Annotated in this window: 19 protein-coding genes and 1 other RNA gene; 8 read left to right on the forward strand and 12 right to left on the reverse strand. The window is 58.3% G+C overall.

Annotated features, from left to right (window positions below; genetic code table 11):
- Positions 1-119: 119 nt before the first annotated feature.
- The gene (locus CWM58_RS15950) at positions 120-1679 is read left to right on the forward strand and encodes an EAL domain-containing protein (protein ID WP_061155534.1); all 1560 of its coding nucleotides are present in this window, start codon (positions 120-122) and stop codon (positions 1677-1679) included.
- A 62-nt stretch (positions 1680-1741) separates the two neighbouring features.
- Here CWM58_RS15950 and CWM58_RS15955 read toward each other — a convergent pair whose 3' ends face one another.
- Positions 1742-2014 carry a metal/formaldehyde-sensitive transcriptional repressor gene (locus CWM58_RS15955; protein WP_061155535.1) on the reverse strand — a complete coding sequence of 91 codons (273 nt, stop codon included), beginning with the start codon at positions 2012-2014 and terminating at the stop codon, positions 1742-1744.
- A gap of 165 nt (positions 2015-2179) precedes the next feature.
- Here CWM58_RS15955 and CWM58_RS15960 point away from each other — a divergent pair, with 165 nt between their 5' ends.
- Positions 2180-3025: a nickel/cobalt efflux protein RcnA gene (locus CWM58_RS15960; protein WP_100681323.1), complete on the forward strand. Its 846-nt coding sequence runs from the start codon at positions 2180-2182 to the stop codon at positions 3023-3025.
- Positions 3026-3069: 44 nt separating this feature from the next.
- Here the strand turns inward: CWM58_RS15960 and CWM58_RS15965 are convergent, their stop codons facing one another.
- Entirely contained in the window at positions 3070-3684 is a 615-nt protein-coding gene (locus tag CWM58_RS15965; protein WP_008805419.1) for a YczE/YyaS/YitT family protein, read from the reverse strand.
- Positions 3685-3772: 88 nt separating this feature from the next.
- Between CWM58_RS15965 and CWM58_RS15970 the strand changes: the two genes are divergently transcribed.
- Positions 3773-5200 carry a PLP-dependent aminotransferase family protein gene (locus CWM58_RS15970; RefSeq protein WP_100681324.1) on the forward strand — a complete coding sequence of 476 codons (1428 nt, stop codon included), beginning with the start codon at positions 3773-3775 and terminating at the stop codon, positions 5198-5200.
- Positions 5201-5334: 134 nt separating this feature from the next.
- Here CWM58_RS15970 and CWM58_RS15975 read toward each other — a convergent pair whose 3' ends face one another.
- The 3 genes from CWM58_RS15975 to ffs all read right to left on the reverse strand — a co-directional run bounded on the left by CWM58_RS15975 (position 5335) and on the right by ffs (position 6210).
- Positions 5335-5550, reverse strand: a complete 216-nt coding sequence (locus CWM58_RS15975; RefSeq protein ID WP_004142688.1) for a hypothetical protein — start codon at positions 5548-5550, stop codon at positions 5335-5337.
- Positions 5547-5804, reverse strand: coding sequence for a hypothetical protein (locus CWM58_RS15980; RefSeq protein WP_002891977.1), 258 nt, complete (start codon positions 5802-5804; stop codon positions 5547-5549). Before CWM58_RS15980 ends, CWM58_RS15975 begins: the two co-directional genes overlap by 4 nt.
- 309 nt (positions 5805-6113) lie before the next feature.
- Positions 6114-6210, reverse strand: an RNA gene (ffs, locus tag CWM58_RS15985) — signal recognition particle sRNA small type.
- Positions 6211-6451: 241 nt separating this feature from the next.
- Here ffs and CWM58_RS15990 point away from each other — a divergent pair.
- Both CWM58_RS15990 and CWM58_RS15995 read left to right on the forward strand, forming a co-directional pair.
- Positions 6452-6859 (forward strand): hypothetical protein, encoded by a 408-nt coding sequence (locus tag CWM58_RS15990; protein ID WP_061155539.1) that lies wholly within the window; start codon positions 6452-6454, stop codon positions 6857-6859.
- 68 nt (positions 6860-6927) lie between these two features.
- Positions 6928-7239, forward strand: a complete 312-nt coding sequence (locus CWM58_RS15995; RefSeq protein WP_061155540.1) for an MGMT family protein — start codon at positions 6928-6930, stop codon at positions 7237-7239.
- A gap of 37 nt (positions 7240-7276) precedes the next feature.
- Here CWM58_RS15995 and CWM58_RS16000 read toward each other — a convergent pair whose 3' ends face one another.
- Positions 7277-7768: a YbaY family lipoprotein gene (locus tag CWM58_RS16000; protein WP_061155541.1), complete on the reverse strand. Its 492-nt coding sequence runs from the start codon at positions 7766-7768 to the stop codon at positions 7277-7279.
- Between the two features lie 226 nt (positions 7769-7994).
- Here CWM58_RS16000 and tesB point away from each other — a divergent pair, with 226 nt between their 5' ends.
- Positions 7995-8858, forward strand: a complete 864-nt coding sequence (gene tesB, locus CWM58_RS16005; protein ID WP_008805414.1) for an acyl-CoA thioesterase II — start codon at positions 7995-7997, stop codon at positions 8856-8858.
- Between the two features lie 51 nt (positions 8859-8909).
- Here the strand turns inward: tesB and amtB are convergent, their stop codons facing one another.
- The 5 genes from amtB to CWM58_RS16030 form a co-directional block, all read right to left on the reverse strand.
- The gene (gene amtB, locus CWM58_RS16010) at positions 8910-10196 is read right to left on the reverse strand and encodes an ammonium transporter AmtB (protein ID WP_061155542.1); all 1287 of its coding nucleotides are present in this window, start codon (positions 10194-10196) and stop codon (positions 8910-8912) included.
- Positions 10197-10229: 33 nt separating this feature from the next.
- Positions 10230-10568: a P-II family nitrogen regulator gene (gene glnK, locus CWM58_RS16015; protein WP_002891893.1), complete on the reverse strand. Its 339-nt coding sequence runs from the start codon at positions 10566-10568 to the stop codon at positions 10230-10232.
- Between the two features lie 243 nt (positions 10569-10811).
- Positions 10812-12590 (reverse strand): SmdB family multidrug efflux ABC transporter permease/ATP-binding protein, encoded by a 1779-nt coding sequence (locus tag CWM58_RS16020; RefSeq protein WP_061155543.1) that lies wholly within the window; start codon positions 12588-12590, stop codon positions 10812-10814.
- Positions 12583-14355 (reverse strand): SmdA family multidrug ABC transporter permease/ATP-binding protein, encoded by a 1773-nt coding sequence (locus CWM58_RS16025; protein ID WP_008805411.1) that lies wholly within the window; start codon positions 14353-14355, stop codon positions 12583-12585. Before CWM58_RS16025 ends, CWM58_RS16020 begins: the two co-directional genes overlap by 8 nt.
- Positions 14356-14397: 42 nt before the next feature.
- A complete protein-coding gene (locus tag CWM58_RS16030) occupies positions 14398-14856 on the reverse strand; it encodes an Lrp/AsnC family transcriptional regulator (protein ID WP_004204786.1) in 459 nt (152 codons plus the stop codon).
- A 115-nt stretch (positions 14857-14971) separates the two neighbouring features.
- Between CWM58_RS16030 and CWM58_RS16035 the strand changes: the two genes are divergently transcribed.
- Entirely contained in the window at positions 14972-16024 is a 1053-nt protein-coding gene (locus CWM58_RS16035) for a PLP-dependent cysteine synthase family protein (protein WP_100681325.1), read from the forward strand.
- Positions 16025-16068: 44 nt separating this feature from the next.
- On the opposite strand, the gene cof is transcribed toward CWM58_RS16035, so the two are convergent.
- Positions 16069-16887, reverse strand: coding sequence for an HMP-PP phosphatase (gene cof, locus CWM58_RS16040; RefSeq protein ID WP_100681326.1), 819 nt, complete (start codon positions 16885-16887; stop codon positions 16069-16071).
- A 127-nt stretch (positions 16888-17014) separates the two neighbouring features.
- Between cof and CWM58_RS16045 the strand changes: the two genes are divergently transcribed.
- Positions 17015-18715 carry an SgrR family transcriptional regulator gene (locus CWM58_RS16045; RefSeq protein ID WP_100681327.1) on the forward strand — a complete coding sequence of 567 codons (1701 nt, stop codon included), beginning with the start codon at positions 17015-17017 and terminating at the stop codon, positions 18713-18715.
- Positions 18716-18751 lie beyond the last annotated feature (36 nt).

Genomic DNA, 18751 nt, shown 5'->3' on the forward strand with positions numbered 1-18751 from the left:
CCGGCATCGCAGCCTCTCGCGATGCCGGTTTTTTCGCGACCTCGGGTCACTTCTCTCGCTGCGCCCGGTTTATCTTTCGCATATACTGATGACACCCGGCGAACGATAAGGACACAGGCATGAGGACCCGGCATCTGGTGGCGCTGTTTACAGGGGTGCTGATACTGGCCATCATCCTGCCCATCTCACTCAGCATCTGGCAGGCAGCGCGACAGGCCAAAATGCAGTTTTATCGTGAACTGGATGATTATTCCAATCGTATCGTCGTCCGCACGCTGCAGGTCGCCGATCAGGCGCGGGAAGCGCTGCGCGAGGCCGACTCACACACTGCCGCCTCCTGTAGCCCTGAGCATCTGCTCACGCTCCGTCGCATCGCCTATACCCATCGCTACGTGCAGGAAGTGCTCTGGCTGCGTGATTCCGTGCCGCAATGTTCCTCGCTGGAAGATCATAGCGTCGCGGTCACTTTTCCCCCGCCGGATCACATTGCCGCCGACGGCTATCGCACCTGGCTGACCTCGATTAACGATCTCGGCCTCGATCACCAGATGACGGCCATGGGCAGTCAACAGCATATGGTAATGATCGATCCCATCTCTTTTATCGATGTGGTTCCTGCCAGCGAGGAGAAGATCCATACCATGCTGTTTGGTTTGGACCACCTGAAAATGGTGATCAGCAGCCAACCGCTGCCGGACACGGTCTGGCAACGCATTAAAGATCCGCATGTTAATATGCTGACGCTGGATAACACGGTCTATCGGATCCAGCGCATTCCCGAGCTAGGCTCCGGCATCGTGACCTGGTCGTCCACACTGCCGCTGCAGCAGCGCATTCGACAACAGCTGATCTTTTGGCTCCCTGTCGGCATCTTCACCAGCCTGCTTGCCACCTGGTTGCTGCTGCGCCTGCTCAGGCATCTGCGCTCACCGCGTAACAGCATGCTGGACGCACTCAACTCCGAAGCGATTCAGGTTTACTATCAGCCGATAATCTCGTTGCAGGATGGGAAAATCGCCGGGGCCGAGGCGCTGGCGCGCTGGCAGCAACCCGACGGCACCTTTTTATCACCGGATATTTTTATTCCCCTGGCCGAGCAGACCGGGCTGATTACGCAGTTGACGGAAGATATCGTCAGGAAAATTTTTACCGACCTGGGCCCCTGGCTGCGGCAGCGGCCGGAAGTGCATATCTCCATCAATCTCTCAGTAGATGATTTACGTTCCTCCACCCTGCCCACGCTGTTGCGGGATCAGCTTCAGCATTGGGGAATCGCCGCCGAACAGATCATCCTTGAAATTACCGAGCGCGGGTTTGTCGACCCGGAGACCACCATGCCGGTGATCGCTCACTACCGCCAGGCCGGGCACCGCATCTCGATTGACGATTTTGGTACCGGTTACTCCAGCCTCAGCTATCTGCAGAAGCTGGACGTCGACACGCTGAAAATCGATAAATCCTTTGTCGATACCCTCGAATACCGGCCACTGACGCCGCACATTATTGAAATGGCCAAAGCGCTCAATCTGGCCACCGTCGCCGAAGGGGTGGAAACTGAAAGCCAGCGCGACTGGCTGCGACAGCATGGCGTCCAGTACGCCCAGGGGTGGCTGTACAGCAAGGCGCTGCCGAAAGAGAAGTTCATTCTGTGGGCGGAAAATAACCTCCATGCCCATTAAGCGACAGGAGCGTTGAGCGGAACACCAGCGGGAGCGGCCTCTTGGCCGCCCGCTGCCAGGTGCTACTTCAGATAGGATTTAATGACCTGCATCACCGTTTCCAGATCCGCTTCACGCTGCGTCTCGTCTGGCTCTTTCACCACATGGTCGGTCAGATGCCCCTGAATAACCTGCAGCATCATGCCGTTGACCGCGCCGCGGATCGCCGCCAGCTGCTGTAGCACCTCAGCGCACTCATGCTCGCGATTAAGCATTTTCTCTAACGCGGAACTCTGCCCCTGAATTTTCTTCAGCCGGGTCAGTAACATCTTCTTGTGTCGAACTGTATGTGACATTGCACGATCCACCGTTTCATTCTGTCCGTCATTGCCCGGCCCTCGTCGCCGGCAACGCCTGCCAGCATAGCATGATCCTTTTTGCCCGCCGCTTTTTCTACTGGGGGGTAGTATTTCACTACTGGGGGGGAGTAGGATGAACGCACTTTTGGCAAGGATCCCGATATGAACGATTTCACTTCCCTTCTGCAGCAGGGCAATGCCTGGCTGTTTATACCCAGCGCAATACTGCTCGGCGCGCTGCATGGCCTTGAACCCGGGCACTCAAAAACAATGATGGCCGCCTTTATCGTGGCGGTGCGGGGAACCTTAAAGCAGGCGGTACTGCTGGGGCTGGCGGCGACGGTTTCGCATACGGCGGTGGTCTGGCTGATCGCCATGGCCGGCCTGTGGTTTGGCCGCGGCTGGAACGCGCAGACGTCAGAGCCCTGGTTTCAACTGTTCTCGGGGATAGCGATTGTACTGATTGCCTGCTGGATGCTCTGGCGCACCTGGCGAGAATCGCAGCCCCACACACACCATGATCACCACCATGAACATGAGCATCACCACGAACATGAGCACCACCATGACCATGAGCATCACCATGACCATCACCATACGCCCTCATCCGCTGCGCCGCTGGTGGTGGCGGAGTGGCAGGACGCGCACCAGCGAGCTCATGCGCTGGAGATCAACCGGCGCTTTGATGGTCGCCAGGTGACAACCGGGCAGATCGTGCTGTTTGGCCTGACCGGCGGGCTGATCCCCTGCCCGGCGTCCATTACCGTGCTGCTTATTTGTTTACAGCTGAAGAAATTCTCCCTTGGCGCCACGCTGGTGCTGGGTTTTAGCGTTGGTCTGGCGCTGACGCTGGTGGCTTCCGGAGCCATCGCCGCGTTGAGTCTTAAACAGGCCACCCGCCGCTGGCCCTGGCTTAACGATGTCTCGCGCAAGGCGCCCTGGTTCTCAGGTTTACTGATTATCGTGGTGGGGATCTACATGATGCTTCACGGCCTGAGCGGCCTGTAAGCGGCGGCTCGCCCTCTTCACGACGCAGAGGGCGAGTCGTTAATTCAGGAAACTATCTCCTGCGGAGTGCTGACCGCTTTGCGGCTGACGGGCTGGCGAAACCACGGCAGGCACAGCTGGATCAGCGGCCCAATCGACAGCGCGTAAATCACGGTGCCGACGCCAAACTTACCGCCCAGCAGCCAGCCAATCACCAGCACGGTGAGCTCAATAGCCGTACGGATACCGCGTAATGACCAGCCGGTACGAGCGTGCAGACCAGTCATCAGGCCATCGCGCGGCCCGGGGCCAAAGCCCGCGCCGATATACATCCCGGTGGCGATAGCATTCAGCACAATCGCCCCCACCAGCAGCACACTGCGGGCCACCAGCGACTCCAGCGGCGGCAGGACGGCCAGCGTGGCATCCGCCGCCAGCCCCAGCACGATGACGTTGCTCACCGTGCCGAGCCCCGGCATTTGCCGGATCGGGATCCACAGCAGCAGCACCGCCGCGCCGGTCAGGATAATCACCGTACCGAAACTGATACCCAGCTGTTTAGCCACCCCGAGATGGAAAACATCCCACGGATCGGCGCCAAGATTGGCATGCACGAAGAGCGCCGTGGATACCCCATAAAGCACCAGACCAATATATAACTGCAGCAGGCGACGAAGCATATTTTTTCCTCTACATCATTGCGAATGCCCTCATCATCAGTAAAAATGGACTGATAATTAATGGCCAGTTTTGGAAAAGTGGATCGCTATGTCAACCCGACGCTTTGGGACGCAATCGCTGGTACGCCTGCTCGGCAACTGGCAGGAGTCCACTTCACGCACGCCGCTATGGCGTCAGTTGGCGGAAGCGCTCCGCCTGCTGATCCTCGATGGTCGACTGACGCTGCAAACGCGCCTGCCCGGCGAGCGCGAGCTGGCGACGGCGCTGAACGTCAGCCGGACGACCATCGCCAGCGCGCTCGGTCAGCTGCGGGAGGAAGGTTTTCTCTACAGCCGTCAGGGAAGCGGTTCGCGCATTGTCTTGCCAGAGCGCCCCGCCGACCTACCGCCCCCCTCAGGCATCCCCTCCACGCTGAATCTCTCTACCGCCGCCCTCAGCGCCGGACCGGAAGTCCATCAGGCCTTCCAGCATGCCATGACGCTGCTACCCCCCTACCTGACGCAAACTGGCTACGATCAGCATGGATTGCCGGTGCTACGGGAGGCCATTGCCCTGCGCTACAGCGAACGCGGCCTGCCGACGCGACCCGATGAGGTGATGGTGGTCAACGGCGCCCTTAGCGCCTTCGCATTGATCCTGCGCCTGTTTACCGGCCCGGGTGATCGGGTGGTCATTGACGCCCCCACCTATCCGATGGCGATTAGCGCCATTCAGGGTGCCTCCTGCCGCCCGGTCGGCGTTGCGCTTCCGCAGCAGGGATGGGACTGTGATGGACTCGCAGCGACTATTGCGCAGACCGCACCGCGTCTGGCGTGGCTGATGCCGGATTTTCACAATCCCACCGGGCGCTGTATGGATGCTCCCACCCGCCAACGGGTCGCGGACATCGCCGCCAGGACGCGAACGACGCTGGTGATCGACGAGACCATGGTTGATCTCTGGTATAACGCGCCACCGCCCCCGCCGCTGGCCTGCTTTAATCCCGATGCCGCGGTGATCACCATTGGTTCAGCCGGGAAAAGTTTCTGGGGAGGACTACGCATCGGCTGGATCCGCGCCAGTTCGCGAACCATCGCCTCCCTTATTCAGGCACGCGATTCCCTGGATTTAGGTACGCCGTTGCTGGAGCAACTGGCCTGCAGCTGGCTGCTGGCCAATGCCGCCACGCTGCTGCCGCCGCGGCGGGAAATGCTGAAGGCGCGCCGGGACATGTGCGAAACGCTAATGGCGGAGTATTTTCCCCGCTGGCGATTTTCACCGCCGGAAGGTGGCCTCTCTTTTTGGGTGGAACTTCCTGACATGCTGGCCACGCTGTTCTCTGCGCGCGCGGAAAGTCAGGGGATCCATATCGGCACCGGTACACGTTTTGGTCTTGAGGGAGCATTTGATCGCTATTTGCGTCTGCCATTTACACTGCCAGACGAAGCATTGCGCCAGGCCTTCTCGACGCTACAACCGCTGTGGCAAAGCCTTGCAGAGCAGAAGGAAAATACGCGTTTGCGGAAAATAATATAAGAAAATATCGACGGGCTGGCTTCAGCCCGTCAAATGACCATCATCCATGAGGTATATGAGATGTTTTTATAAAATTGCCTGCCTATCCTGCCCTCTGGTTATGGCAACCCGGTGACAGAAAAAAGGCAATTTCATTAATGCTGGCGCGGAATAGGAAACCCTTTCAGGGAAATAATAAAGCCATCTTCATCTTTTTTTATTTTTGCGCCGGTGTCACACCAGTCGGAGGCAATGCGAAAAAACTCATCACTACCGATATTCCAGTTCAGGCGCACGTGTTTTACGTATCCTGAGCGCAACATATCGCAAGCTTCGCTATAGTTGCTGGCTGTAGAGAATTGTTGTTTCATTTTTTCTTCTTCAGAAGTTTTCTTAATGCTTTGATTTCTTTAGGGGTTAATGGAGTCGCTTCCTCTTCGGTATGCTGGCTGTCAATGTCCTCTTCCGTCACCCCCGCCTCACCTGCTGACTCCTCCAGCTGAAAAGCCAGCTGCAGCAGCTTTTCCGTTGCTGTACCCAGGTTCTCGTTATTCACTTCCGCATAATGACGCAGCTTCTCTTTTAACTCGGCGTCAATTTTTACATTCAAAACCACTGTGGTCATAGCTACGCTTCCCGTGCAATAAAATCATCATAATTAATACACGAAGTTAACATGCTGATCCAGAGATATATTTTATAGCATGGCTCTGGCAACAAATTCCCATCAGTAAGATGCCCTTTATTTATGACATACAAATGACATTAATATTTCAGTAGTATTTCATATTTATGACAAGTGAATATTATGGAATAAAAAGGGGGTGTTTTAACAACTAAAAATAATATGTGACCTGTATCAGAAATTAATTATAGCAGAAGTAAAGACCGGACAAATATAAGGGAGACATCAGAAGGGCGAAATGGGTGGGGGCCCTGCCAGCTACATCCCGGCACACACGTCGTCTGCTCTGGCTGCTTCCTTCCGGACCTGACCTGGTAAACAGAGTAGCGTTGCGGGAGAACCAACAGAGCCCCCATTGAGAGCGCTAGTTACCTAACGCGCTGGCGCATTATCCCTGCTGACCTGGTGAATTGCAAGCTCGCCCCGCTCACCTGCCGGTTTATTGCACAATACGCCAATAAAACCAGCAACTCACGGTCAACCGGTAAGATTGCGAGCGCGCGCTCAGCACACAAGCGGGTTATCCACCATACTTAGCCACCTTGCGTCCCCTTTTATCATCAGCACTTTGTCTCTACGGTAATCGAATGACTGACTCATCACCACAGACCATCACTCTGCCTTTACCCGCTATTGAAGGGATGACCATCGCCTTTCATGGCGTGAACTATCTGCGCCCGGAAAAAATGCTCGACTTCGTGACCATCAGTCAGGCACCAGTGCGAGCAGTCACACCGCTGGCGCTGCTCTATTCCACCGTCGGCGTGCTGCGCCAGGTGGAACTGCGCAAGCTGCCCGTCTACATCAGCGGTCGGGTGGTTTACCCCATTTCGTCGCTGACCATGCCGGGCCTGCGCGCGAAGCTAATCATTAACGCCACCTCGCAGCGTTTGAAATTTCTTGAGAGCCTCATCGCCAGTTCACCGTCTGACAATGTCCATGGCATGCAGATCCTCGGCCTGGCCCTGACTTTCACCATCGAACAACCCGCCTGAACCGAGGCAGGCTGTACAGCCTGCGGCTCAGCGCTTATGCTGGCGTTTTCCGGTTAACAGGGCTGAACATGGATCCGCACGACACATTCCCCCAACGCGTCTGGCACATCGTGGCGTCGATACCGGAAGGCTATGTCGCCACCTACGGCGATATCGCTCGCCTGGCCGGTTCACCGCGCGCCGCGCGCCAGGTAGGCGGCGTACTGAAGCGCCTGCCGGAAGGGTCCACCCTGCCCTGGCATCGGGTGGTCAATCGCCATGGCGATATCTCCCTCACCGGGCCCGATCTTCAGCGACAGCGTCAGGCGTTGCTGGCCGAAGGGGTTCAGGTCTCCGGCAGCGGCCATATCGATCTTCAGCATTATCGCTGGGTTTACTGAAGGTAAAAAAAAGCCCCCGTCAGGGGGCTCGGCGAGCTTATTGCGCAACGGGAACGGCGGTCTGCGTGACCGGAACCAGCGTCAGGTCGGCATGCGTCCCCCCCTGGTTTATCACCGTCTGCACGGTATCGGTAATGAACATCAACTGGCCATTCACCGCGATCGCGGCACTCAGCAGAATACGGGCGTTCGGCTGAATGTCTGCCGGGTTATAAGGCAGTGCAAAGTTAAATGGCGCCTGCTTGCCTTCGGTACGCACCGCTTTTTGCGACAATACGCGGGCTGGCGCATCTGCCAGAGAAGCATCCGACAGGGTCACCGTCAGTACCGCATCCGGCGGTAAAGCGATTCTCTGGCGGATATTAATCGTCCCCGTAACGCTCGGCTGCTGCTGTGCCACGCTCAGCGTCGCGATGCCGTAAGGGTCGGGCGCGGCAGCCTGAGTCGAAGAACTGGCAGAGTGGTGATTAGCACAGGCGGTTAGCGTCGCGGCGACGGCTAAGGCACTAAACATATAGGCAAATTTCATGATGTTCTCCTTATCATCCCTTAATACCCAGGAGGATGTTCCGCCGCTTCGCCGGCAGGAACTTTCGTGTCGTCAATAAGTGTGGCACAGATCTCAGATTTGTTCCTGTTGACCGCTCGTTATTCAGATTATTACACCCATCGGACCACTTGCGATTCCAGGTTATACTTTGCCACATCACGCGCACAGCACCGCGCTGCGCCGCCATCATTAATTGAGGATAAGTATGAGTCAGGCACTCTCTAACCTGCTGGCATTATTAGATCTGGAAAAAATTGAGGAAGGGTTATTCCGCGGACAGAGCGAAGACCTGGGATTGCGCCAGGTTTTTGGCGGCCAGGTGGTGGGCCAGGCGCTGTATGCAGCAAAAGAGACCGTGCCCGTTGAACGTCTGGTGCATTCATTTCACAGCTATTTTCTGCGCCCCGGCGACAGCCAGAAACCGATCGTCTACGATGTGGAAGTGCTGCGCGATGGCAACAGCTTTAGCGCCCGGCGAGTGGCCGCCATTCAGAACGGGAAGCCGATCTTCTATATGACCGCCTCCTTCCAGGCACCAGAGCACGGCTATGAGCATCAGAAAGCGATGCCTCCCGCCCCCTCTCCTGACGGCCTGCACTCGGAAACCGATATCGCCCGCAAGCTGGCACACCTTCTGCCGCCGCAGGTGAAAGATAAATTCCTCTGTGATAAACCGCTGGAGATCCGCCCGGTTGAATTTCATAACCCGATGAAAGGCCATATCGCCGAACCGGTGCGCCAGGTGTGGCTGCGCGCCAACGGCGCCGTTCCCGACGATCTACGTATTCATCAGTATCTGCTGGGCTATGCCTCGGACTTTAATTTCCTGCCAGTCGCGCTGCAGCCGCACGGCGTCGGCTTCCTTGAGCCAGGCATGCAGGTCGCCACCATCGACCACTCAATGTGGTTCCACCGGCCGTTTAATATCAATGAATGGCTGCTGTACAGTGTCGAAAGCACCTCGGCCTCCAGCGCCCGTGGCTTCGTCCGCGGCGAGTTCTACACTCAGGATGGAACGCTGGTAGCTTCAACGGTCCAGGAAGGGGTGATGCGCAACCGCAACGCATAAAAAAAGCCTCCCGGACGGGAGGCTTTTTGCTACAAGGAGAAGGGTTTTCTATCAGGCGTTGTAGGCGTTTTCGCCATGGCTGTTGACGTCCAGCCCTTCGCGCTCCTGCTCTTCCGGTACGCGCAGCCCTACGGTCATGTCAGCCACTTTGTAGCCAATGTAAGCCACGACGCCCGACCAGACGATGGTGATGGCGATACTTTCGAGTTGCACCAGCAACTGATGGCCCATGGTGACGCCTTCAGCATAACCCACGCCGCCCAGAGAGGTGGCCGCGAAGATACCGGTCAGGATACAGCCGACGATGCCGCAGACGCCGTGGACGCCGAAGACGTCGCAAGGGTCATCAACCCGCAGCCAGCGTTTCAGCGCTGTTACGCCCCAAATACCCGCCAGACCAGATGCGATACCCACAATCAACGCCCCACCGACACCGATATACCCGCACGCCGGGGTGACGCCAACCAGACCGGCAATTGCACCGGAGCAGGCGCCCAGCAGAGAAGGCTTACCGCGCAGGGCCCATTCGCCAAAGGTCCAGGCCAGGATGGCTGCCGCTGTGGCGACGACGGTGTTGACGAAAGCCAATGCGGCAATTTCGTTCGCTGCGCTGGCGGAGCCGGCGTTGAAGCCGAACCAGCCCACGTAGAGGATGGCAGTGCCGGTGAACACCATCGGCAGATTATGCGGTTTGAACGCTTCTTTGCCGAAGCCCACACGTTTGCCCATCATGTACGCACCCACCAGCCCGGCGACGGCGGCGTTGATGTGTACAACGGTACCGCCCGCGAAGTCCAGTGCGCCGTGGGTCGCCAGCAGACCGCCGCCCCAGACCATGTGCGCAATCGGAACATAAGAGAGTGTCATCCACACCACCACAAAAATCAGCACGGCGGAGAAACGAATACGTTCAGCCAGCGCCCCCACGATCAGCCCGACGGTGATACAGGCGAACGATCCCTGGAAGGCCACGTGGATGTACTGATAGAAGGTGCCCATCAGCGCTTTCAGTTCAATATTTTTCAGCATCACCCAGTCAAAGCTACCGAAGAAGCTGCCGCCGGTGCCGAAGGCCAGGGTATAGCCATAAATCACCCACAGTACACAGACCAGGCCAAAGGTCACAATCACCTGGGTCAGCATGGAAAGAACGTTTTTGCCGCGGATCAGGCCGCCGTAAAACAGCGCGATCCCCGGGATAGTCATAAACAGAACCAACGCGGTGCAAATCATCATAAACGCGTTATCGGCTTTGTCCGCCACTGCGGGCGCAGCCATTGCCAGTCCCGGAAGAAGGGCCAATGCCCCCAGACCCGATTTCATTGTTGCCATTTTCATTGTTTCGTTCCCCATCACTGTGTGGTCTGGAAATTACAGTGCCGCTTCGTCAGCTTCGCCGGTACGGATGCGAATGACGCGCTGCAATTCAGCGACGAAAATTTTGCCGTCGCCAATTTTTCCGGTGTAAGCCGCTTTGCTGATCACATCGATGACTTCATCCAGCTGATCGTCGGCAATCGCCACATCAATCTTCACTTTTGGCAGAAAGTTGACGCTATACTCGGCGCCGCGGTAGAGCTCCGCATGACCTTTCTGACGGCCAAAGCCCTTGACTTCAGTGACCGTCAGGCCCTGAATGCCGATGGAAGACAAGGCTTCACGCACGTCTTCCAGTTTGAATGGTTTGATTACCACGGTAACCAGCTTCATAAGTCCCCTCCAGTCAGTATTCGGTAATGGCCGCAGCTAACACGATGGATATAAAGCAAGGGCTATGCCAGAAATGAAAAAAGGCCGCAGAGCGGCCCTTTGATGGCAAAAAACAGGGTACAGGTCAGACAATTGCCTGCTGAAACGCGTTTGCAGCGCAAAAATGCACCACAACAGTGCATTTGATGTAACGTTTTTGCACCACGGCAGGCCACGCTTTCTTCGCTGCCTGCTGGTGGTGCATCAGGCGCTGAGCGATTCTTCTCTGGCGCTGGCCGCCAGCTCTTCGCCAGCCAGCTGCAGCTGATACATCTGCCAGTATCGCCCTTTCGCCGCCAGCAGCTGCTGATGATTACCTCGCTCGACAGCCTGTCCGCGATGCAGAACCAGGATGGTATCGGCCTCAACGATGGTTGACAGCCGATGGGCGATGACCACCAGGGTGGTATGCTGACGGACTTTCGCCAGCGCCAGTTGAATCGCCTGCTCGGTGCCGGAGTCGATGTTGGCCGTCGCCTCATCCAGAATCAACACCTGCGGAGTCTCCACCAGTACGCGCGCCAGCGCCAGCAGCTGCTTCTGCCCGACGGAGAGGTTATTGCCCTGCTCGCCCAACTGGGTGTACAGGCCATCGCTCATGCTGCGCGCCACCTCCGCCAGTTGCACCGCCTCCAGCGCTTCCCAGACCTGCGTCTCACTGATGTCCCGACCCAGCGCGACGTTGGCATAGAAGGTATCCGCCAGCACCACCGGATCCTGTTGCACCATCGCGATGCCCCGACGCAACGCGCTGTGGCTGAGGGAAGCGAGCGGCCGGCCATCGATGCGGATCTCCCCGTGGGTTAACGGGTAATAGCCCATCATCAGACTCGCGAGGGTACTCTTCCCGCTGCCGGTATGCCCGACCAGCGCCACGAAGCTGCGCGAGGGAATGTCCAGGCTGATATCCTGCAGGACCAGTCGATCACCCCGGTAGGCAAAAGAGAGATGGTCAATTTCCACCCGACCGCTGCGCAGCGGCGCGTCATCCGAGCCCCACGCCTGGCGCGGGCGATCCATCAGCTCAAAAACGCGTTCGCCGGCGACCACCGCCTGCTGCAGCATCGACTGCTGGGTGGTCAGCTCAATGAGTGGCTCATTGAGGCGTCCGAGATAGCTGATAAACGCGTACAGGACACCGACCTCGATCGTGCCCACCGCGCTAAAGCCAAACAGCATCAGCAGCCCGCACAGCACCAGCGAAGAAAAAAGGCTCAGCAGCGGGCGCAGCAGGAAACCGTCGAGGCGCAGCGTCTGCATTCGCGCCAGGTAGTGGGCGTAGCTGGCCTCGCGCATCCGCTCACCAAAGCGCGCCTGCTGGCGGAACTGCTGGATGACCCCCATGCCGTTGATCACTTCGTTGAAACCATCGTTGATATCAGCAAGCCAGGCGCGCACCCGGCGCACAATCGGCGTGCTATAGCGCTGATAGATAATCATCACGATCAGTACCGCCGGGAAAATCGCGATCGCCACCAGCGCCATTCGCCAGTCGAGGCTGAACATTGCCACCAGCATCGCGCCGATCAGCGCGGCGCTGCGCAGCACGGTTGCCACCACCGTCACGTACAGGTCACGAATGACTTCGGTATCGTTGGTCACCCGTGAGATAAGCTGCCCAACCGGCTGGGTATCAAACTCGCTGAGCGGCTGATGCAGGGCGGCATCCATCACGTCGCTGCGCAACTGCTGGACGACGCCGACCGCGGCGCGGTTAAACAGTAACGACTGGTTATAGTGCAGTAACGCCGCCAGCAGCTGCAGGCCGATATAGGCTACCGCCAGGCCTGCCACCAGCTTCAGCGGCAGCGTATGTTTCGCCACCATATTATCGATGAAATAGCTGATGAGCAGCGGACCGCTCACTTCCGCCGCCGCCGCGATCCACATCATCCCCACCGCGATGGCCAGCGGCTTACGCCACGGTGAACCATAGGCCAGCAGGCGTTTAAGCGTCGGCCAGAGTTCGGTAAAGCTACGCATCCAGGGCCTCCTCTTGCGCCTGCGGAACCTCGTCGAGCGCGGCTTCCAGTTGCTGATAACGATACATGTCGCGGTACCAGCCTGGCTGCACGGCCAGCGCCTCATGGCGGCCACGCTGGGCAATATGCCCATGTTGCAGCACCAGAATTTCACTGGCCTCGGTCAGCGCCGACAGCCGGTGGGCGCTGATAATCACCGTCCGCCCCTCTCCCCACTGGCGCAGGTTGTGCAGGATCTGGTGCTCCGTACGGCCATCCACCGCCGACAAAGCATCATCCAGGATCAAAATTTCGGCCTCCAGCAGCAGAGCGCGGGCAATCGAGATGCGCTGTTTCTGGCCGCCGGAGAGCATCACGCCGCGCTCGCCCACTTCGGTATCGTACCCCTGGGGCAGGCGCAGAATGTCGTCATGCACGCTGGCCAGCCGTGCCACGCGTTCAATCTGCGCTGGTGTCGCATCCGGTTTGCCCAGCGCGATATTATTGGCGACGGTGTCGGAGAATAAAAATGGCGTCTGATTGACCACCGCCAGCCGGGCGCGCCAGCTGTCGAGCTGCAGACGCGGCAGCGGCAGATCGTGAAAGCGGATCTCGCCGCTGGTGACGTCAAAATGACGTTGCAGCAGCGCCAGAATGGTACTTTTACCGGCGCCCGTCGGCCCGCAGATACCCAGCATTTGCCCCGGCTGGAGGGTAAAATTAACCTGCTCCAGCGAAGGTTTACTCGCCTGCGGATAGATGAAGTTGCGAATGGCAACCTGCAGGACACCGCGGCCTGCCGGCACGGCTTCAGTACCGTCGTCCACCGCTGGCGCCTCTTCGAGCATCGTGCGGATACGGCCATAGGCCGCGCTACCGCGCTCAACAATGTTAAACATCCACGCCAGCGCCAGCATCGGCCAAATCATCAGGCCAAGATACATCACAAAGCTGGTCAGCTGGCCCAGCGTCAGGCTGCCGTGGATCACCATCCAGCTGCCGCCGCCGATAGCCAGCAGGTTAGCGGCCCCAATGGCGATATAGATGGTGGGGTCGAAACGCGCGTCAATGCGTGCCACGCGCATATTTTTCGCGCCGGTATCGGCGGCATCGGCGGCAAACTGCGCCGACTGGCGATCCTCCAGCCCAAAAGCCTTAATCATGCGGATGCTGGTCAGGCTCTCCTGTGTGCGATCGTTAAGGCTGGAAAAGGCCGCCTGGGCCACGCGAAAACGTTCGTGAAGCGCATCGCCGTTGCGTTTAATCGCCAGCGCCATCAGCGGCATCGGCAACAGCGCCAGCAGGGTGAGCTGCCAGCTAATCTGCGTCGACATCACAATCAATACCGCACAGCCCATCACCATCGAATCCACCAGGGTTAACACCCCTTCACCGGCGGCAAATACCACCCGGTCAACATCGTTGGTGGCGCGGGCGATCAGATCGCCAGTGCGATGGCGCAAATAGAATGCCGGATGCTGGCGACTCAGTTGCCGGTAAAAATCTTCCCGCAGTTCGACCGCCAGCTGGTAAGAGGCGCCGAACAGCAGCACGCGCCAGACATAGCGCAGCAGGTAGACCATTACCGCGACCAGCACCAGCGCGCCGATCCACATCCACACCTTCTCGGCGGTGTAATGTTGTTGCGTCACTCCGTCCACCACAATGCCCACCACCTTCGGCGGAATAAGCTGCAGGACGGCAATAATGGCCAGCAGGGCAATCGCGCCAAGATAGCGGCGCCACTCCCGGCGGAAGTACCAGCTGAGTTGAGCAAATAATCGCAAGCAGTAAAATCCTGATTTGTAATGGGTTACGGCGCAATACCGTTATTCGACAGGCAAGGCGGTGGTATATTTTATCTGTTCCATGGCAAAACTCGAAGTGACATCCGACAGCCCCGGCACGCTGTTCACTAAACGTTTATAAAAATCGTCATAACGTTTCATATCAGCCACCTGTACCCGTAGCAGGTAGTCATACTCTCCCGCCATCCGCCAGAAGCCGAGCACTTCCGCCATCTGCGTCACTTCGCTCACAAAATGGCAATACCAGTCGCTGCTGTGATGCTGGGTCTTGATCAGGACAAACGCCGTCAGGCCCAGCCCCACCTTTTCCGCATCCAGTAAGGCGACGCGCCCGCGCAAAATACCTTCATCTTCGAGCCGTTTCAGGCGTTTCCAGCAGGGCGTGGTGGTCAGATTAACGGCATCGGCCAGCGCCTGCAAAGAGAGGGTGCAATCTTCCTGCAGCAGCGCCAGCAGCTTACGGTCAATTTTATCTAACATAGGGCATCCGAAGAGAAAATTTTGCTCCCATAATGGTAATCCAAAGGCTAAATGGCAACAATTTTTCCCGGACTTTCCGCTAAGCTAGGCACAAAATGACAAACAGGAAATCACGATGAATAGCGCCTGGGTTAAACATGCCATTAGCGAAATCAACGCCGACTATCAGCGCTCCGCTGACACGCATCTGATCCGGCTGGCGCTGCCTGCGTTTCCGGGCATCCAGCTGTATCTGAAAGATGAAAGTACCCACCCTACCGGCAGCCTTAAGCATCGCCTGGCACGGTCGCTGTTTCTCTATGGCCTGTGCAACGGCTGGATCAAAGAAGGTACGCCGATTATTGAATCCTCCTCGGGCTCAACCGCCGTTTCGGAGGCCTACTTCGCCCGCCTGCTGGGGCTGCCGTTTATCGCCGTGATGCCTTCCTGCACCGCCAAACGTAAAATCGAACAGATCGAGTTTTACGGCGGACGCTGCCATTTTGTGCAGAGCGCCTGCGAAATCTACGACGCTTCCGAAATGCTGGCCCGCGAGCTGAACGGCCATTATATGGATCAATTCACCTTTGCCGAGCGGGCCACCGACTGGCGCGGTAACAATAATATCGCCGACAGTATTTTCCGTCAGATGAGCCATGAACCGCACCCGCAGCCGTCATGGATCGTCATGAGCGCCGGCACCGGCGGCACCTCGGCAACCATTGGCCGCTATATCCGCAGCCAGGGCCATGAGACGCAGTTGATGGTCGTTGACCCGCAGAATTCGGTCTTCCTCGAGTACTGGCAGACCCGCGATGCCAGCCTGCGCAGCCCGGTCGGCAGCAAAATTGAAGGCATCGGTCGCCCACGCGTCGAACCGTCATTTATTCCCGACGTCGTCGACGAGATGCTGCGCGTGCCGGATGCGGCGAGCGTGGCCACCGCCCTGTGGCTGGAAACACAGCTTGGGCGCAAGGTCGGCGCTTCTACCGGCACCAATATGTGGGGCGTATTGCAGCTGGCCGCGCGGATGCGCGAGGAAGGGCGAACGGGTTCCATCGTCACGCTGTTGTGCGACAGCGGCGAGCGCTACCTGGAAACCTATTACAACCCGCAGTGGGTGACCGCCAATATCGGCGATATCGCACCCTGGCAGGCGGAGATCGCCAGGCTGGTCGGCAGGTCATAAAAAAAGCCAGATAGAAAACTATCTGGCTTGCCGGAAGGGTCTCTCTATTCGGGGGAATAAGGAAGATCAGGATTATCCAGCCAATGCGTTAAAAAGTGGGAGACCGCCTGATGTCGGCAGTCACCGATAACCGGAAGATGCGGCAGCTCGGCTTTCAGCTGCGGCATCGCGTTGCCCATGATAAATCCCCGCCCAACGCTGCCCAGCATCTCGCGGTCGTTCATCGCATCGCCAAACGCCATGCACTCCTGCAGGGTAAAGCCTAAGTGCTGGCTGAGCACCGCCAGCGCCGCACCTTTATTACACCCAACCGGCAGCACTTCCAGACAATCCATCGCCGAGAAACAGAGAAAGGCGCGATCGCCCAGCGTCTCAATCAGCTGGATCCGCAGGCGGCGGAGATCGTCATGATCGCCGCAGAAACAGATCTTGGTGACATGATGTGCCGGCATGCGTTTCGGATCGCACAGTTGATAGTGAAAGCCGCTAAAGGCATGCGCTTTCAGCAGCTCAGGTCTTGCCTGACCGGTAAACCAGCCGCCATCGTTAAACACATGCATGCTGGCCTGAGTATCCCATTTGCTGTGCAGCACCGCTTCCGCCGCCTCAGGAGCGAGATCCTGGCGATAAAGCTCCTCCCCTTCCAGCGAATGGATGCGCGTCCCGTTGCCAGTGATCAGAAATGCGTCCAGGGAAAATTCGCCAATCACATGGTGCATCTCCAGCACATGGCGACCGGTAGCGAACGTCAGGGTGATATTACGTTCCCGCAGCCGTTTCAGCGCGGTGAGCGTTTGCTCGCCGAGACGATGGTCCGGCATCAGCAGGGTGCCGTCCATATCAAATGCGGCCAGTTTTGCCATGATGTATTCCCCGATGTGTGATGGGCTTCGCTTGTGTTGAAGTATCACCTGGGATATACGGAAGTAATAGTGAATAGATATTATTAATTGTTCCGGGTTTACAGCAGCCCGGTGGACGACGGCTCCCATGCGACTCTTACACCGTTTAAATCAGTACCAGCGATTGTGGCAACCCTCAGCCGGGGCGCAGCAGCAGGTGACCGTCGGCGAACTGGCGGAGCGCTGTTTTTGCAGCGAACGCCACGTCCGCACTCTGCTGCGGCAGGCGCAGGAGGCGGGGTGGTTAAGCTGGCAGGCCAGCTCCGGGCGCGGCAAACGCGGGCAACTCTCATTTCACAAAACCCCGGAAAGTCTGCGCAACGAGATGATGGAGCACGCGCTGAACAACGGTCAGCAGCAAAACGCGCTGGAGCTGGCGCAGCTGGCCCCGGTGGAGCTGAAAGCCCTGCTCCATCCCTTCCTCGGCGGTCAGTGGCAAAACAATACTCCGACGCTGCGTATTCCTTACTATCGCCCACTGGAGCCGCTGCGCCCTGGCTTTCTGCCCGGACGCGCCGAGCAGCATCTGGCCGGGCAGATCTATGCCGGGCTAACGCGCTTCGACGAAGGCGACAATATGCCGATCGGCGATCTGGCGCATCACTGGCAGGTCTCACCGGACGGCCTGCGCTGGCATTTTTATATTCGCTCCACGCTGTACTGGCACAATGGCGATGCGGTGGAAACCGCGCAGCTGCGGCAGCGGTTACGGCTGCTGCTTGAGCTGCCCGCCTTGCGGACCCTCTTCGCCAGCCTTAGCCGTATCGATGTCACTCACGCCCAGTGCCTAACCATCACGCTGCATCGTCCTGACTACTGGCTGCCGTTCCGTCTCGCCAGCTACTGCAGCGTGCTGGCGCATCCTGACGATCCGGCCATCGGCTGCGGGCCATTCCGCCTGAAGCGGTTCAGTCCGGAACTCGTCCGGCTGGAGAACCATCCCCGTTACCACCTGCAGCATCCGCTGATCCAGGCGGTGGAGTACTGGATCACTCCTCAACTCTTTGACCGCGATCTCGGCACCAGCTGCCGCCATCCGGTGCAGATCACCATCGGCGATCGCGAAGAGCTCCACAATCTGCGCCAGGTCAGCAACCGTATCAGCCTTGGCTTCTGCTATCTCACCCTGCGCCACAGCCCGCGTCTTAGCAAAGCGCAGGCCCAGCGGCTGGTGTCGATAATCCATCACTCATCTCTGCTGGAAACGCTGCCGCTGGAGGAGGATCTGATTACGCCGAGCCATGAGGTGCTGCCAGGATGGTCCATCCCACAGGGGCCGGAAAACAACGCGGTACCGCTTCCGGCCAGACTTACCCTGCTCTATCATCTGCCGGTCGAGCTTCATGCGATGGCCGAACAGCTGAGGCAACGGCTGGCTCTGCTGGGCTGCGAGCTGACACTCATATTTCATGACGCCAAAAACTGGGAAGGCTGTCAGCATCTGGGGCAGGCCGATCTGATGATGGGCGACCGGCTAATCGGCGAAGCGCCGGAGTACGCCCTCGAACAGTGGCTGCGCTGCGATGTGCTGTGGCCTAATTTGCTGACCGGGGCGCAATATGCCCATCTGCAGGCGACATTAGACGCCGTGCAGGCGCAGCCCGACGCCCGCAGTCGCAACGATGCGCTGCGCAACGTGTTCAACAGTCTGATGGAAGACGCCATCATGACGCCGCTGTTCAAATATAACTATCGGATCAGCGCGCCACCGGGGGTCAATGGCCTGCGTCTTAACGCCCGGGGCTGGTTCGACTTCGCCAGCGCCTGGCTACCGGCGTCATCGTCGTGAGAGAGCTGGTCGCCGCGCGCGTCTGGCGCTACCATA

The organism is Klebsiella sp. H-Nf2, assembly GCF_002806645.1.
Lineage (GTDB): Bacteria > Pseudomonadota > Gammaproteobacteria > Enterobacterales > Enterobacteriaceae > Klebsiella > Klebsiella variicola.